Source organism: Streptomyces sp. NBC_01463, assembly GCA_036227345.1.
In the GTDB taxonomy this organism is placed as follows: Bacteria; Actinomycetota; Actinomycetes; order Streptomycetales; family Streptomycetaceae; genus Streptomyces.
The window spans coordinates 4,611,316-4,627,595 of the sequence record CP109468.1 but is presented as its reverse complement, the minus strand read 5'-3'; the positions used below and the strand labels follow the sequence as shown (position 1 = coordinate 4,627,595).

Sequence of the window (16,280 nt, the reverse complement as noted above, 5' to 3'; positions counted from 1 at the left end):
GTCTTTTCCACTCCAGGTGTCTATCACCGTCACCCGGCGGCCGGACAGGGGATTTACGCCGCACGGCGGGCGGACACGGCAGTGGGCCCGCGCACACCTCGCACGGGCCCACCTCACACACGTACCGCCGGGGCGGCAGTACCGGTCAGCCGCCCTGGCCGGCACTGCCGATCGGGCCGACCAGCACCTGGTCACCGTTGCCGCTGTCCCCTGCGGGCAGCGAGCTCTCGCCCGGCCAGTCGAGGGTGACCGACTTCGTCTCGTTCGGCGGGGTCACCACAAGGCCGGTGATGGTGATGCCGGAGCCACCCGTCTTGTTGAGCGGGTAGCTGACGTTGGAGTCGATCTCCTTGCCGTTCTTGAGGGTGTACGGGTCACCGGGGTCACCCTTGCGCGTGGCGGAGATGGTCCCCGCGTTCGTCTTCAGGTCGACGCCCACGAACCCGGAGATCACGCAGTCCGCGCCGCTGGTGTTCGTCAGCCCCACCGCGATGCTGCCCTCGCGGTCGCCGTCGATGAAGGTGTTCTGCGCCGTGACCTTCAGCCCGTCGGTGGTGCACTTGCCACTCTTGGCCTCGGAGCCGCTCCCGCTCCCGCCGGAGGAAGAACCGCCGGAGGCAGAGCCGCCGGAGTCCGGGGCGGATGAGTCCTTGCCACCGGCCTCGTCCGTACCACCCGAGTCCGAGCCACCGCCGGAGGAGGAAGCGGAGGACGCGGACTGCCCGGACGACGGGTCGGCCTGGCCCGCGGCGTCGTCGTCGTTCTGGCAGGCCGTGAGCGAGAGACCGGCGGCGAGGGCCAGGGCCGCGAAGGTGAGCTTACGAGCGCGCATGGTTTCGTCCTCAGCATCGGTTGGTCAGTACCGGCCCACTCGGTACGGGTCGGTACCAGCGAGCGCTTCTGATCAACAGGAGCGGCCTGAGCGGCTCGGCCGTTCCGCCCGGTCACCGGCTAATACATGCCTGTTACAAGCCCGCCGAGCCGGAACGGACCAGTGGGTGCGCGAGGAGGAGCCCCCTGACCTGCCGTTATGCCCGGCGGGCGGCGGACATGGCAGTGGGCCCGCGCACACCTCGCACGGGCCCACCTCACACACGTACCGCCGGGGGGCTACGCCCAGGTGATCAGCCGCTTGGGCTGCTCCAGGATCGCGGCGACGTCCGCCAGGACCTTCGAGCCGAGCTCGCCGTCGACCAGACGGTGGTCGAACGACAGGGCCAGCGTCGTCACCTGACGGGGCTTCACCTTGCCCTTGTGGACCCAGGGCTGGAGCTTGATCGCCCCGACCGCGAGGATCGCGGACTCGCCCGGGTTCAGGATCGGCGTACCCGTGTCGACGCCGAAGACGCCGACGTTGGTGATGGTCACCGTGCCGCCCGCCATCGCCGCGGGGGACGTCTTGCCCTCGCGGGCCGTGGCGACCAGCTCGCCCAGGGACGCCGCCAGCTGCGGCAGGGTCTGCTCGTGCGCGTCCTTGATGTTCGGCACGATCAGTCCGCGCGGGGTCGCGGCGGCGATGCCCAGGTTGACGTAGTGCTTCTGCACGATCTCCTGGTTCGCCTCGTCCCAGGCGGCGTTGACCTCGGGGTTCCGCTTGATCGCGACCAGGAGGGCCTTGGCGACGATCAGGAGCGGGTTGACCCGCACCCCGGCCAGCTCCTTGTCCTCCTTGAGCTCCGCCACGAGCTTCATCGTGCGCGTCACGTCCACGGTGACGAACTCCGTGACGTGCGGCGCGGTGAACGCGCTGCCGACCATCGCCTGCGCGATGGCCTTCCGTACGCCCTTGACGGGGATGCGCGTCTCGCGGGCACCCGCCGCCACCGGGGCGGGGGCCACGGCCGGGGCCGCGACCGGGGCCTCGGTCCGCACCGGCTCGACGACGGGCGCGGGCGTCGCCGCCGCGTGCACGTCCTCGCGGGTGATGACGCCGCCCTCGCCGGTCGGGGTGACCGTCGCCAGGTCGATGCCCAGGTCCTTGGCCAGCTTGCGGACCGGCGGCTTGGCGAGCGGACGGGCCTCGGGAATGGCGGCCGTGCCGTGGCCGTTCATCTCGCCCTGGATCGCGGCAGCCGCGGCCGCGGGGGCCGCCTCCGTGCCCTTGCGGGCGCGCCGCTTGGTGGAGGACTCGGCCACGCCGTAGCCGACGAGGACCGGCTGGCGCCCCTTGGGCGCCTCGGCCTCCGGCTCCGGTTCCGCGACAGCGGCGGGTGCCGGCGCGGCCTCCGGCTGCGCGGCCGGTGCCGCCGGGGCCGCGTCACCGGAACCCGGTGCCACGTCCACGGCGATGATCACCTGGCCGACGTCGACGGTCGTGCCCTCGGGGAAGCGCAGCTCGTGCACCACTCCGTCGAACGGGATCGGCAGCTCCACGGCCGCCTTCGCCGTCTCGACCTCGCAGACGACCTGGCCGTCGGTGACGGTGTCACCGGGCTGGACGAACCACTTGAGGATCTCGGCCTCGGTCAGTCCCTCGCCCACGTCGGGCATCTTGAACTCACGGAAGCGAGCAGCGTTGGAAGTGTCGGTCATCGTTGTCACGTCCCCGTCCTCAGTACGCCAGCGAGCGGTCGACGGCGTCGAGCACGCGGTCGAGACCCGGCAGGTACTCGTCCTCCAGCCGCGCCGGCGGGTACGGGACGTGGTAGCCGCCGACCCTCAGCACGGGTGCCTCCAGGTGGTAGAAGCAGCGCTCCGTGATGCGGGCGGCGATCTCCGCACCCGATCCGTAGAACACCGGCGCCTCGTGCACCACGACGAGCCGGCGGGTCTTCTCGACCGAGGCCTGGATGGCGTCGAAGTCGATCGGGGACATCGAGCGCAGGTCCACGACCTCGATCGACTTGCCCTCCTCCTGGGCGGCCGCGGCGGCCTCCAGGCAGACCTTCACCATCGGGCCGTACGCGACGAGCGTGAGGTCCGTGCCGGTGCGGGCGACGGAGGCGCGGTGCAGCTGGCCGGGGATGGACTCGGTGTCGACCTCGCCCTTGTCCCAGTAGCGGCGCTTGGGCTCGAAGAAGATGATCGGGTCGTCGCTCTGGACGGCCTGCTGCATCATCCAGTAGGCGTCCGACGGGTTCGAGGGGGAGACCACCTTCAGACCCGCGACGTGCGCGAACAGCGCCTCGGGCGACTCGGAGTGGTGCTCCACGGCGCCGATGCCGCCGCCGTACGGAATGCGCACGACGACCGGCAGCTTGATCTTGCCGAGCGAGCGGGCGTGCATCTTCGCGAGCTGCGTGACGATCTGGTCGTACGCGGGGAAGACGAAGCCGTCGAACTGGATCTCCACGACCGGCCGGTAGCCGCGCAGGGCGAGACCGATCGCCGTGCCGACGATGCCGGACTCGGCGAGCGGGGTGTCGATGACCCGGTCCTCGCCGAAGTCCTTCTGGAGCCCGTCGGTGATCCGGAAGACACCGCCCAGCTTTCCGACGTCCTCACCCATGATGAGGACCTTGGGGTCGGTGTCGAGGGCCTTGCGCAGCGACTCGTTGAGCGCCTTCGCGATGGACATCTTTTCCACGGCCATGGCTACTTGCCCTCCTCGGCGAACGATGCCTGGTAGGCGGCGAACTGGGCGCGCTCCTCGTCGACGAGGGGGCTCCCGTCGGCGTAGGCGTGGTCGAAGATCGCCAGCCGCTCCGGGTCGGGCATGGCCCGCACCGCTTCGCGGACGCGCTTGCCGAGGGTCTCGCTCTCCTCCTCGAGACCGGTGAAGAACGCCTCGTCGGCGACGCCCTCCTTCTCCAGGTAGGTGCGCAGGCGCAGGATCGGGTCCTTGGCCTCCCAGGAGGCGCGCTCCTCGTCGGCCCGGTACTTCGTCGGGTCGTCGGAGGTGGTGTGCGCGCCCATGCGGTAGGTGAACGCCTCCACGAGGGTGGGGCCCTCGCCGCGGCGGGCGCGCTCCAGGGCGGAGCGGGTGACGGCCAGGCAGGCCAGCACGTCGTTGCCGTCGACCCGGACGCCGGGGAAGCCGAAGCCCTGGGCGCGCTGGTAGAGCGGCACCCGGGTCTGCTTCTCGGTCGGCTCGGAGATGGCCCACTGGTTGTTCTGGCAGAAGAACACGACCGGGGCGTTGTAGACCGCGGAGAAGGTGAACGACTCGGCGACGTCGCCCTGGCTGGAGGCGCCGTCCCCGAAGTACGCGATCACGGCCGAGTCCGCGCCGTCCTTGGCCACACCCATGGCGTAACCGGTGGCGTGCAGGGTCTGCGAGCCGATGACGATCGTGTACAGGTGGAAGTTGTTGGTGTTCGGGTCCCAGCCGCCGTGGTTCACACCGCGGAACATCCCGAGCAGATTGGTCGGGTCGACCCCGCGGCACCAGGCGACACCGTGCTCGCGGTAGGTCGGGAAGACGTAGTCGTCGTCGCGCAGGGCCCGGCCGGAACCGATCTGCGCGGCCTCCTGGCCGAGCAGCGAGGCCCACAGGCCCAGCTCGCCCTGACGCTGCAGCGCGGTGGCCTCGGCGTCGAAGCGGCGGGTCAGGACCATGTCCCGGTACAGACCGCGCAGCTCGTCCGCCGTCAGGTCGATCGAGTAGTCCGGGTGCTCGATCCGCTCGCCCTCGGGCGTCAGCAGCTGTACGAGCTCGGGCGCGGAAGTCTCTTGCGTCTTCGCGGGCGTCTTCGCGGCGCTGGTCCGCTTGCTGCTGCGTCGCGGTTTACGCGCGGCAGCAGTGCTCTCCACGGTCACGTGCGTGCTCCTCCGTCGGTCCGGCCCCCGGGGTCTGCCGGGAGACCAGTGCGGCTCGCCTGTGTCCGTACCCGTGCACGGGGTGGGTGCCGCTCGGTCCGGGAACAGGCGTGACAGGTGCCCCGGCGAGCGCCCTGTCAAAGGCACGTTACCCAGTGGGCCGCATAACTGCGAAACCCTTGCTGACCTGCGATTTTGCTTGGATATCCAAGTAAATCCAGGAATTCGGGAACTCCCGCTGGTCACAGCACTGGGAACAGCCTTGCAGGCCGCCGGAACAACGGCACGTTATCCCGCCCGACAGCGGCAGGGAAGAGGGGAGTGTGTGAGACTGCGTTTGTGCGCAAAGAAGGAAAAATCACTGTTTTTCTGCTGGATGACCACGAAGTCGTCCGCCGCGGAGTCCATGAGCTGCTTTCGGTCGAGGACGACATCGAGGTGGTCGGCGAGGCCGGTACGGCGGCGGACGCGCTGGTACGCATCCCCGCGACCCGGCCCGATGTGGCCGTCCTCGACGTACGGCTGCCGGACGGCAGCGGGGTGGAGGTCTGCCGCGAGATCCGTTCCCAGGACGAGTCCATCAACTGTCTGATGCTGACCTCGTACGCCGACGACGAGGCGCTTTTCGACGCGATCATGGCGGGCGCCGCCGGATATGTGCTCAAGGCGATCCGCGGCAATGAACTGCTGAATGCGGTACGGGACGTGGCGGCCGGAAAATCGCTGCTCGACCCGGTGGCCACCGCACGGGTGCTGGAGCGGCTGCGCGACGGCAAGAAGGGCCGCGGCGACGACAAACTCGCGGCCCTGACCGATCAGGAACGCAAGATCCTCGATCTGATCGGCGAGGGGCTGACGAACCGGGTGATCGGCGAACGGCTCCATCTCGCCGAGAAGACGATCAAGAACTACGTCTCCAGCCTGCTGTCCAAGCTGGGCATGGAACGCCGCTCGCAGGCCGCCGCCTATGTGGCACGGCTCCAGGCCGAGAAGCGCTGAGGGGCACGCCCCCGAGGGGCCGGGTTCAGGACTTTGGTCCCGGCCCACCCGGGGCCCCGGCCTCTTATTCCGTCCACACGGGTGACGGACAGTGGAAGGCATGTCCTCCGAGGAACTCCACGCGATCGAACTGCTCGGCCGGGTCCCCTACGGCCGCCTGGCGACGAGCATGCGGGCCCTCCCGATCCTGACGGTGGCCCGGCACATCGTCACGGACGGCCGCGTCTTCCTGCGCATGCACAGCGGGCTCGGCTACCACGAGGCCTGCGACGGCGCGGTCGTCGCGTACGGGGCGGACAACTACAACGCGGCCACCTCGGCCGGCAGCCGCGACCTGTGGTCCGTGCAGTTCACCGGACCCGCCCGCATCGTCGAGCCGACCTGCGCCCAGCGCAAGGACTTCGGCCCCGCCCCCGTCGAGGTCAACGGGGAGCCCTTCGAACCGGCCTACATCCGGCTCGACCCGCACTTCGTCACTGTGCACACTCTGGACTTCCACGCAACTCCGCAGATCCGCAACGCAGCGTGATCTAACATCTGGCGAGTGCCGCGCTCATCTGTAACATTCCCGCCTGTTCCCCCGGTCGGCGAGGTGCTCCGCCGCTACCCGGACGCGGGCGAGCCGCTCACCTGCAAGCCGCTCGCCCAGGGCCTGCTCAACCACGGTTACCGGGTGTCCACCACCCGCGGCTCGTACTTCCTCAAGCACCACCTGGACGACACCACGGGCGACCGGGCCACGATCGTCCGCCAGCACCGCGCCACCCAGCGCCTCCAGTCACTCGGTGTGCCCGTGGCCCCGCCCGTGGAGGACACCGAGGGCGGCACGGTCACCGAGATCGGCGGCCGCTGCTACGCCCTGCACCCCTGGGTCGACGGCCTGCACCGGGCCGGCGCGCAGCTCACCCTCGCCCAGTCGCTGCGGCTCGGGGCGCTGCTCGGCGCCGTACACACGGGACTGGAACAGGTGATGGACGCGGGGGCCGGGACCCGGTCCGGGCATGCCAGCCCCGATCCGGCCGACACCTTCGCGCTGATCGACGAGTTACTGACCGCCGCGCGCCGCCGCCGGCCCCGGGACTCCTTCGACGAACTGGCCGAACACCGGCTCCAGGAGCGGCGCACCCTGCTGGAACAGCACGCCGACCGCCGACCGCCCGCCCCGGACGGCCCGGCGACCGGCTGGGTGCACGGCGACTTCCACCCGCTGAACGTCCTCTACCGGGGCGCCGACCCGGTGGCGATCCTCGACTGGGACCGGCTCGGCGTGCAGCCGCGCGCGGAGGAGGCGGTGCGCGCCGCGGTCATCTTCTTCGTACTGCCGGCCGGGGAACTGGAACTGGGCAAGGTGCGGGCGTACGCGCGCGCCTACCGGCGGGCGGCCGGCGCGGGGGCCGACGAACTGGCCGCGGCGGTGCACCGGGTGTGGTGGGAGCGGCTCAACGACTTCTGGATACTGCGGTGGCGCTACTGCCTGAACGACCGAAGGGCCGACCCGCAGTTCCCTGCGGTGTCGGCCCTGGCGGTCTGGTGGACCCGTGAATACGAGGCGGTGCGCGAGGCGTTCACGGGGTGAGGACGGGCTACGGGGTGGTGCCGCCCGCGCCCGCGGCTGCTCCGGCGGCGGTCCCGGTCGTTGCGCCCGCGTCCGCGCCACCGGCGTCCGTGCCCTCGCTCGTTCCCGTACTGCCCTCGCTGGTACCGGTGTTGCCCTCGCTGGTGCCCGTGTTGCCTTCGCTGGTACCGGTGTTGCCCTCGCTCGTTCCCGTGTTGCCCTCGCTGGTACCCGTGTTGCCCTCGGTCGTCCCCTCCGTGTCCGTCTCGGTCGGAGAGGTCGTGGGCGACGGGTCGGCCGTCTTGCTCGGGGTGTACGACGGGGTGTACGACGGCTGCTCGGGGGTCTCCTGCTGATCACCCGTGGAGTTGCCCGGCTGCTCGGTGTCCTGCGTCGTCTCCTCGTCGGTCGGCGAGGCCGACGACTTCGTCGGGGAGGGGGAGCTGGACGTCGAGGTGACCGGCGTCTTCGGCTTCTCGCCGCCGCCCTTCGCCGCGTTGACCGCGAAGGCCACACCCACACCGATCGCGATCAGCGCGAGCACGACGAACAGCCACAGCTTGCCGCGACCGCCACCGCCCTGCCGGGTGCTGCCGTCGTAACCGCCGTCGTCCGGGTTCATCGGCGGCAGGATCGGGCCCTGCGAGGTGTCCCCGTGCTGCTGGTACCCCATCGCGCGGGTGGAGCCGCTCGTGCCGTGCGGCGGGGTGCCGCCCGCGCCCTCGTGCAGCGCGACCGGGCCGGTGTTCCACGTACCGGTGTGACCGCCCTGCACCTGGAGCATCTGCAGGCTGTACTGGACGAGCCCGCGCATCTCCTCGGCGCTCTGGAACCGGTCGTCCGGGTCCTTCGCGAGCGAGCGCATCACGAGCCCGTCCAGCTCCGGCGGCACCACGTCGGAGATCTCCGACGGCGGGACCGGAATGTCCTGAACGTGCTGATACACAACGGAAAGCGGCGTTTCGCCCGTGAACGGGGGCCGCAGCGCGAGGAGTTCGTACAGCAGACAGCCGGTGGCGTACAGGTCGGAGCGGTGGTCGACGGCCTTGCCCAGCGCCTGCTCGGGGGAGAGGTACTGCGGCGTCCCCATGACCATGCCGGTCTGGGTCATCGTCGACTGCGCGCCGTGCAGCGCACGGGCGATGCCGAAGTCCATCACCTTGACCGCGCCGGAGTGCGTGATGATCACGTTCGCCGGCTTGATGTCGCGGTGCACGATCCCGTGCTGGTGCGAGTAGGCGAGCGCCTCCAGCACCCCGGAGACGATGATCAACGCCTGCTCGGGGGGCGGCGCCTCGGCATTGAGCAGCAGGTCACGGATGGTGCGGCCCTCGACCAGCTCCATCACGATGTACGGGACGGTCTGGCCGGCCACGGTGTCCTCACCGGAGTCGTACACCGCTACGACCGCATGGTGGTTGAGGCCGGCGACCGACTGCGCCTCACGCGTGAACCGGGCCTTGGAGACCGGATCCTCGGCAAGATCGGAACGCAGCAGCTTCACCGCGACCGTACGTCCCAGCCGGACGTCCTCGGCCGCGAACACCTCGGCCATGCCGCCCCGGCCGAGGCGGCCGGTCAGCCGGTAACGTCCGTCACCGACCACACCGCCGACGCCCCAGGAGTCGGTGCCATCCGGAACTCCGCCGCCGTTTGCTTCGGGTTCGGGTGCCATCAGTCCTCGCCGTCGTTTCTGTCCGCGCGTCCGCGGGTTCTCACGGTGCCTTGCTGCATTGCGACGTCACGCTACAGCCTCCGTCGGACACACCGTTTCCGAGAGGGACGGGCCATCCAACCGGCTGGCGCGCCCACCACGCAAATTCCATGCGGTTCCTGTAACGCTTCCGAGACGCTTCTTGTGCGTAGGGTCACGGAACGGGCACCTGGCTTGACGTGTCGTACCCCTCGGGCAGACTTGGCCAGTAATACGGATCTTCGCGCGAATCGCGCGCCCTAGGGGGAAGCAAGTCATGAGCCAGGACGGCGCACAGGGTGCCCAGGGTCGCTACGCGGGCGGTTCGGTCGCCGGCGGCCGCTACCAGCTCCGCGACCTGCTGGGCGAGGGCGGGATGGCGTCCGTTTATCTGGCGTACGACTCCGCGCTGGACCGGCAGGTCGCGATCAAGACCCTCCACACGGAACTGGGCCGCGAGCAGTCCTTCCGTGAGCGCTTCCGGCGCGAGGCGCAGGCGGTCGCCAAGCTCCAGCACACCAACATCGTCTCCGTCTTCGACACCGGCGAGGACGAACTCGGCGGCGCGCTGATGCCGTACATCGTCATGGAGTACGTCGAGGGGCAGCCGCTCGGCTCCGTCCTCCAGGCCGACATCCGCTCCTACGGCGCGATGCCCGCCGACAAGGCGCTCAAGGTGACGGCCGACGTGCTGGCCGCCCTGGACACCAGCCACGAAATGGGGCTCGTCCACCGCGACATCAAGCCCGGCAACGTGATGGTGACCAAGCGCGGCATCGTGAAGGTCATGGACTTCGGCATCGCCCGCGCCATGCAGTCGGGCGTCACGTCGATGACGCAGACCGGCATGGTCGTCGGCACCCCGCAGTACCTCTCCCCCGAACAGGCCCTGGGCCGTGGGGTGGACGCGCGGTCCGACCTGTACTCGGTCGGCATCATGCTGTTCCAGCTGCTGACCGGCCGCATCCCGTTCGACGCGGACTCGCCGCTCGCCATCGCGTACGCGCATGTGCAGGAGGAGCCGGTCGCCCCGTCCACCATCAACCGCTCCATCACCCCGGCGATGGACGCGCTCGTCGCCCGCGCCCTGAAGAAGAATCCGAACGAGCGCTTCCCGAGCGCCGCCGCGATGCAGGACGAGATCACGCGCGTGCTGAACGCGGGCGGCCAGACGGGCGCCCCCGTGATCGTCAGCGGTGCGGGCGCACCGTCGAACAGCGGCTCGGGCGTCGGTTCGGCCGTCTTCCCGCCGGTCGACCAGTCCACCCCGGCGCCGCACAACGTCCAGACGCCGTACCAGCCTGGCCCGTACCAGTCGCAGCAGCAGCCCGGTCCGTACGCCCCGACGCCCGCCCCGGCGCCTTCGTACGGCTACCCGCAGTCGGCTCCGGCCTACCAGACACCGGCGGCGATGTCGCCGATGCAGCAGCAGACCCCGCCGCCGTACTCCATGTCGCCGCAGACACAGACACAGAGCGGGTCGTCGGGCGGCGGTTCCGGGCGGAACATGCCCGTGATCGTGGGCTCGATCGTGGTCGCCCTGATCGCGATCGGCGGCCTGATCACCGCGCTCGCGCTGAACGGCGACGGTGACGACGACCCGGGCAAGGGCGGCACCGAGGCCTCGTCGAGCGAGTCCCCGGCCGGTGGCCACAAGGATCCGGAGCGGAACCGGACGATGGAAACCGAGAAGTGCACGGACGCGTACGAGGACGACGACGACCCGAACAAGGTCGACGCCCCGAGCTTCCTCTACAAGGACATCCTCTCGGCGCGTGCCTGCACGGACGCGGCCGGCTGGACCCTCAAGATCATCAAGGTTCCCGGGAACGCGTACGCGGAGGACCAGGTCATCGACCAGTTCCCCACGTCCGGAACCGCGGTGCCCAAGACGGGCGCCCACTTCGAGCTGCGGATCGCCACGGGCGACCCGGCGTAGCCGGGGACGGGGTCCGGGGCCGCGTCGTCGTGAGGTGACCCGGTCCCGCCCGCCATCCATCCGTATCACCTGAGATGCCGGACACACCGTCACATGTGACGGTGGTCGCATGGCTTCAGGACACCTCGCCTCACGGCTCTCAAGGTGCGTGGCCTGCCTGGCGCTGACGGCGGCCGCGACCCTGGGGGGCCTGACGGCCGGCGAGGCGCACGCGGACCAGCAGACGCCCACCCGGGCGCCCGCGCGCCTGTCCGTGACACCGGAGGCGCTCCTCCCCTCGGGCTCCCCGGCCGCGTCGCACTCCGCTCCCGTCGCCTCCGGCGTCCCCTCCGCCGTGCCCGCACACCCCGCACATCCCGCGCCCCTGCCGTCGCTCTCCCCGGCCTCCGCCACGCCCTCCCCCACGGACGACGCGGCTGCGCCCGGGCAGCCCTCGCCGAGCGCGGGATCGCCTCGCCCGGACGACGCCCAGTCGCCGCTGGCGGGGCGGCCCGCCGGGGAGGGGCGGCCGCGCCCCGGCAGGACGATGACACCGGAGGAGATCGCCCGGGCCGACGCCCTCGAAGCGTCCGAGGAGGAGGCGGCCGAGGAAGCGGAGGAGGAGGCCGAGGCGACCGAACCCGCCGCCGTACCGGCCGTCACCCCGGAGCCGAGCACATCACCCGGAACGGGCCGGATGTCGCGGCAGGCGCTTGACGGGGCGGCGGTCGAGCAGGTCCAGCAGCTGTCGCTCGGCGCGGGAATCGCCCTGGTCGGGCTGGGTCTCGGCTTCCTCGCCTTCCGCATCCGCCGCTCGGCCTGAACGCCGGACGGCCGAAGGAGCGGCGGACACGGAGCTGCCCGCGGAGACTTGCGTCCGGCAACATACTCGGTATACATACTCAGTATGTCGATCCGTCACGGGCTGCTGGCCCTCCTGGAGCGGGGGCCTCGTTACGGCTCCCAGCTCCGCACCGAGTTCGAGTCGCGCACCGGCTCCACCTGGCCGCTGAACGTCGGGCAGGTGTACACGACGCTGAGCAGACTGGAGCGCGACGGCCTGGTCGTCCAGGACGGCGAGGACGACCAGGGGCACGCCCTCTACTCGATCAGCGACGACGGACGCACCGAGCTGCACTCCTGGTTCGAGACGCCGGTCGACCGCAGCAGCCCGCCCCGCGACGAGCTGGCGATCAAGCTCGCCATGGCCGTCGGCGCCCCCGGCGTCGACATCCGGGCCGTCATCCAGTCCCAGCGCCACCACACGGTGAAGGCGATGCAGGACTACACGCGCCTCAAGGCGCAGGCGCTCACCGACGTGCCCGCCAACCGTGACGAGGTCGCCTGGCTGCTCGTGCTGGAGCAGCTGATCTTCCAGGCCGAGGCCGAGGCCCGCTGGCTGGACCACTGCGAGGCCCGGCTGGTCCGCCTCGCCGAGGCCGCCGCCACCGAGCCCGAGGCGCCCACGGCCCCGCGCAGCCCCGCCCGCGGCGCCTCCGGGCCCCGCGCACGCCGCTGAGCCACGTCAGCCCGACCGCGTACTCCGGCACCACCTGCCACCACCACCGCCGCCGGACCGCGCTCTCCTGCACCGCCTGCCACCACCGCGTCCGGTACCGCGCGCTCCGCCGCCGGCCACCGAACCGTTCCTGCCGACCACAGAACCGTTCCGAGGGGGAACCCACCGTCATGTCCCTGCACGTCCCGTCCCCGTCCCCGTCCCCGGCCGCTCCGCCCCTGTCGGTGGACGCGCCGGTGCTCGAACTCCGCGACCTGACCCGTACCCACGGCACCGGTATCGCCGAGGTGCACGCGCTGCGCGGCATCAACCTGTCCGTGCACCCCGGCGAGCTCGTCGCCGTGATGGGACCGTCCGGATCCGGCAAGTCCACCCTGCTGACCATCGCCGGCGGTCTCGACACCGCGACCGCAGGACAGGTCGTCATCGAGGGCCAGGACATCTCCACGCTCGGCCGCAAGGGGGTGGCCGCGCTGCGCCGCCGCAGCGTCGGCTACGTCTTCCAGGACTACAACCTGATCCCCGCCCTGACCGCCGCCGAGAACATCGCGCTGCCGCGTGAGCTCGACGGCGTCCCGGTGCGCAAGGCGCGCAAGGAGGCCCGCGCCGCGCTGGAGGAGATGAACCTCCTGGAGATCGGCGACCGCTTCCCGGACGAGATGTCCGGCGGCCAGCAGCAGCGCGTCGCGATCGCCCGCGCGCTGGTCGGGGACCGCCGCCTGGTGCTCGCGGACGAACCGACCGGGGCCCTCGACTCCGAGACGGGAGAGACCGTCCTCGCGCTGCTGCGCAACCGCTGCGACCAGGGCGCCGCCGGGGTGATGGTGACGCACGAACCGCGGTACGCCGCCTGGGCGGACCGGGTCGTCTTCCTCCGGGACGGCTCGATCGTCGACCAGACGCTGACCGCCGGGGCCGATTCGCTGCTGGCCGCCGGGAGCCCCGAGTGAGCGTCTTCACGGGGTGGCGCGCCGCCCTCCGGATCGCCCGGCGCGACGCCATGCGGGCCAAGGGCCGCAGCGCGCTCGTCGTCGCGATGATCGCGCTGCCGGTGCTCGGGGTGACGGCCGCTGACATCGCGTACCGCAGTGTCGACTCCACCGAGGCCGAGAAGCTGACGGCCAGGATGGGTTCCGCCGACGCGCTGTTCAGCGATCCGGGGCTGGGGCCGCTGCAGCAGATGCCCGACGGGAACATGTACGACGCCGCCGGGAAGGAGGCCCCCGACGGGGAGGCCCCGCCGGTCGACATGAGTACGGCCTTCCCCGAGGGCGCACGGGCGATCAGTATCCTTTCGGTGCCCGCGAGCGTGACGACGGCGTACGGACTGACCGACGCCGACATCACGGAGGTCCGGACCTCGGACCGCATGGCGCGCGGGAAGATCGACCTGGTCGAGGGCGCGTTTCCGCACGGCACGGACGAGATGGCGGCCACCGAGCCGTTCCTGAAGTCGTCCGGGCTGCACATCGGCTCCCGCACCACGGTGAACGGCGCCGGCCGGACGTACACCATCACGGGTGTGGTCGAGGAGCCCGACGACCTGAAGGCGAAGCAGCTGTACGCCGATCCGGGCGCGGTCATCGCCCCGTGGCAGGCCGCGGCCGACCGCGACAGGAAGGTGCTGCCGCCCAACACCGGCTCGACCGAGTGGCTGGTCGAGGGCTCCGGCACGGCGGGGATCGGCTGGGGCGATGTGCTCGCGGCCAACAAGGCCGGTGCGCTCGTCGTGTCCCGCCAGGTGGTCCTGGACCCGCCGCCGGACTCCGAGATCCCGATGGCGCGGACCATCACCGACTACACGCCGCGCGAACCGGTCGAGGTGAGCACGGCCGCCGTCACCGTCGTCGCCATGACCGTCCTAGAGATCGTGCTGCTCGCCGGACCGGCCTTCGCCGTGGGGGCGCGGCGCTCGCGCCGCCAGCTCGGACTCGTCGGCACCTGCGGCGGCGACCGGCGCCACATCCGTGCGGTGGTGCTCTCCGGCGGGCTGGTGCTGGGCGGCATCGGGGCGGTGACCGGGGTCGCGGCCGGGCTGCTGCTCACGGTCGCGTTCCGGCCGCTGATCGAGGACTGGGCGGGTCAGCGCTTCGGCTCCCTGCTCCTGAAGCCGACGGAACTCCTCGTCATCGCCGTGCTCGGCCTGGTCACCGGGCTCCTCGCTGCGCTCGCCCCGGCGATCGTGGCCGCCCGGCAGTCCGTACTGGAGTCGCTCACCGGGCGGCGCGGTGTGCGCCGCAGCTCCCGGGTGCTTCCCGCGATCGGCTCCGGCGCCCTGGCTCTCGGGGTCGCCGTCGCCGCGTACGGCGGCACCACCGGCAACTCCACCCTGGTGTCCGGCGGCTCGGTCGTCGCCGAACTCGGGCTGCTCGCCTGCATTCCGGTGATCGTCGGCCTGCTGGGCCGGCTCGGCCGCAGGCTGCCGCTCTCGCCCCGGATGGCCCTGCGCGACGCCGCCCGCAACCGCGGCCGCACCGCTCCGGCGGTCGCCGCCGTGATGGCCGCCGTCGCGGGCTCGGTGGCCATCGCGACGTACATGTCCAGCAGCCTGGCGGAGTCCGACCACGACTACACGCCCATGCTGTCCAAGGGGACGATGGTGCTCTCGGCCGTCGACACCGAGGCCGCCGAACGGCTGCCGCTGGCCCGGGCCGCCGTCGAACGGAACATCGCGGTGACCGGCGGCCACGCCGACTTCTCCCGCCTCTGGGCCGGCAGCGACTGCTCCGTCTACTACGAGGACGAGTCCCGCTGCGGCAGCCTGGAGCTGGTCAAGCCCACCGGCAAGGGCCACACCTGCCCCCTCAACACCAAGGGCGCCAAGGAACTCGCCGCACGGCTCTCCGCGGAGGAGCACCGCGCGATGATGCGGTCCCCCGCCTGCATGGACGAGTACCTCTCGTCGGGCAGCTTCAGCTCGGAGACGAACAACATCGTGGTGGGCGACGCCGCCCTGCTCCACACGTACGCGAAACTCGACGACCCCGCGGCCGCCGCGGCGCTGAAGGCCGGCACCCCCGTCCTGCTGAACCGGGCGTACGCGAAGAACGGCGAGGTCACCCTCAAGGCCGTCCACACCTACAACGCCAAGGACACCAGGAACCGCAAGCTGCACCCCGGCCCGGCCCGGAAGACCACGGACCGGCTGAAGGTGTACGTCGCGGACGCCGAGTACGCCGCCACCCCCGGCATCCGCATGATCATGCCGCAGCGGACCGCCGAGCGGCTCGGCCTGCACACCGCGCGGTCCGGCACCGTGTACGCCGTCCCCGGACCGCCCACGGACGCCGGGACGCAGAGCGTCTCGGCCGCCATCGAACAGGCCGGCGGCGGGATCTGGCTCCAGACCGAGAACGGTCCGGGCGACCGGGAGGACGTCATCCTGCTGATCCTCACCCTGTTCGCCGGGGTGGTGACCCTGGGTGCGGCGGCCATCACCACCGGCCTCGCCAAGGCGGACGCGGAGGCCGACCTCACCACGCTGAGCGCGGTCGGCGCGCCCCCGCGCGTCCGGCGGTCGCTCTCCGGGTTCCAGTGCGTGGTGGTGGCGCTCACCGGGGTGCTGCTGGGCACCGCGGCGGGCCTGGTGCCCGCGGTGGCGCTGCGCCTGGTCGACCAGCGCAAGGCGCTGCAGGCGATGCGGATCGAGCCCATGGAGTCCGCGTTCACGCCGATCGTGCTGCCCTGGGCGACCATCGGACTGCTGGCCGTGGCCGTTCCGCTGCTGGCCGGGGTGCTGGCGGCGGTGTTCACCCGCTCCCGGCTGACGCTGGCGCGGCGCGCCGGATGACCGGGAGAGAGCCCGCGCAGACGGCCTGACCGGCTGCTTCGCAGCCGATTCGGTGCCCTCGGAAACGGTGGATCATCCGTTTCCGGGGGCACCACAGTGTTGAACGGC

13 protein-coding genes are annotated in these 16,280 nt (G+C 71.4%); 8 read left to right on the top strand and 5 right to left on the bottom strand.

From position 1 onward, the window contains the following. Positions 1-145 precede the first annotated feature (145 nt). From OG521_20435 to pdhA, 4 genes are all read right to left on the bottom strand, one after another. Positions 146-832: a DUF4232 domain-containing protein gene (locus tag OG521_20435; GenBank protein WUW23023.1), complete on the bottom strand. Its 687-nt coding sequence runs from the start codon at positions 830-832 to the stop codon at positions 146-148. A 278-nt stretch (positions 833-1,110) separates the two neighbouring features. Then, complete coding sequence (locus OG521_20430) at positions 1,111-2,541, bottom strand: 2-oxo acid dehydrogenase subunit E2 (GenBank protein WUW23022.1); 1,431 nt, start codon at positions 2,539-2,541, stop codon at positions 1,111-1,113. Between the two features lie 10 nt (positions 2,542-2,551). Further along, positions 2,552-3,532 (bottom strand): alpha-ketoacid dehydrogenase subunit beta, encoded by a 981-nt coding sequence (locus OG521_20425; protein ID WUW23021.1) that lies wholly within the window; start codon positions 3,530-3,532, stop codon positions 2,552-2,554. A gap of 2 nt (positions 3,533-3,534) precedes the next feature. Further along, entirely contained in the window at positions 3,535-4,698 is a 1,164-nt protein-coding gene (pdhA, locus tag OG521_20420; protein WUW23020.1) for a pyruvate dehydrogenase (acetyl-transferring) E1 component subunit alpha, read from the bottom strand. Between the two features lie 339 nt (positions 4,699-5,037). On the opposite strand from pdhA, the gene OG521_20415 reads away from it, so the two are divergent. The 3 genes from OG521_20415 (at position 5,038) to OG521_20405 (ending at position 7,273) form a co-directional block, all read left to right on the top strand. Then, entirely contained in the window at positions 5,038-5,697 is a 660-nt protein-coding gene (locus OG521_20415; protein WUW23019.1) for a response regulator transcription factor, read from the top strand. Positions 5,698-5,797: 100 nt separating this feature from the next. Further along, on the top strand, positions 5,798-6,226 hold the full coding sequence (locus tag OG521_20410) for a pyridoxamine 5'-phosphate oxidase family protein (GenBank protein ID WUW23018.1): 429 nt from the start codon (positions 5,798-5,800) through the stop codon (positions 6,224-6,226). 63 nt (positions 6,227-6,289) lie between these two features. Then, a complete protein-coding gene (locus OG521_20405; protein ID WUW23017.1) occupies positions 6,290-7,273 on the top strand; it encodes a phosphotransferase in 984 nt (327 codons plus the stop codon). A 7-nt stretch (positions 7,274-7,280) separates the two neighbouring features. Here OG521_20405 and OG521_20400 read toward each other — a convergent pair whose 3' ends face one another. Further along, entirely contained in the window at positions 7,281-8,927 is a 1,647-nt protein-coding gene (locus OG521_20400) for a protein kinase (protein WUW23016.1), read from the bottom strand. A gap of 295 nt (positions 8,928-9,222) precedes the next feature. On the opposite strand from OG521_20400, the gene OG521_20395 reads away from it, so the two are divergent. From OG521_20395 to OG521_20375, 5 genes are all read left to right on the top strand, one after another. Further along, positions 9,223-10,884 carry a protein kinase gene (locus OG521_20395; GenBank protein ID WUW23015.1) on the top strand — a complete coding sequence of 554 codons (1,662 nt, stop codon included), beginning with the start codon at positions 9,223-9,225 and terminating at the stop codon, positions 10,882-10,884. Between the two features lie 109 nt (positions 10,885-10,993). Then, entirely contained in the window at positions 10,994-11,686 is a 693-nt protein-coding gene (locus OG521_20390; protein ID WUW23014.1) for a hypothetical protein, read from the top strand. Positions 11,687-11,770: 84 nt separating this feature from the next. After that, positions 11,771-12,382, top strand: coding sequence for a PadR family transcriptional regulator (locus OG521_20385; protein WUW23013.1), 612 nt, complete (start codon positions 11,771-11,773; stop codon positions 12,380-12,382). Positions 12,383-12,552: 170 nt separating this feature from the next. Continuing rightward, positions 12,553-13,332, top strand: a complete 780-nt coding sequence (locus OG521_20380; protein WUW23012.1) for an ABC transporter ATP-binding protein — start codon at positions 12,553-12,555, stop codon at positions 13,330-13,332. Further along, positions 13,329-16,172: an FtsX-like permease family protein gene (locus tag OG521_20375; protein WUW23011.1), complete on the top strand. Its 2,844-nt coding sequence runs from the start codon at positions 13,329-13,331 to the stop codon at positions 16,170-16,172. The genes OG521_20380 and OG521_20375 overlap by 4 nt, the downstream gene beginning before the upstream one ends. Positions 16,173-16,280: the final 108 nt, after the last annotated feature.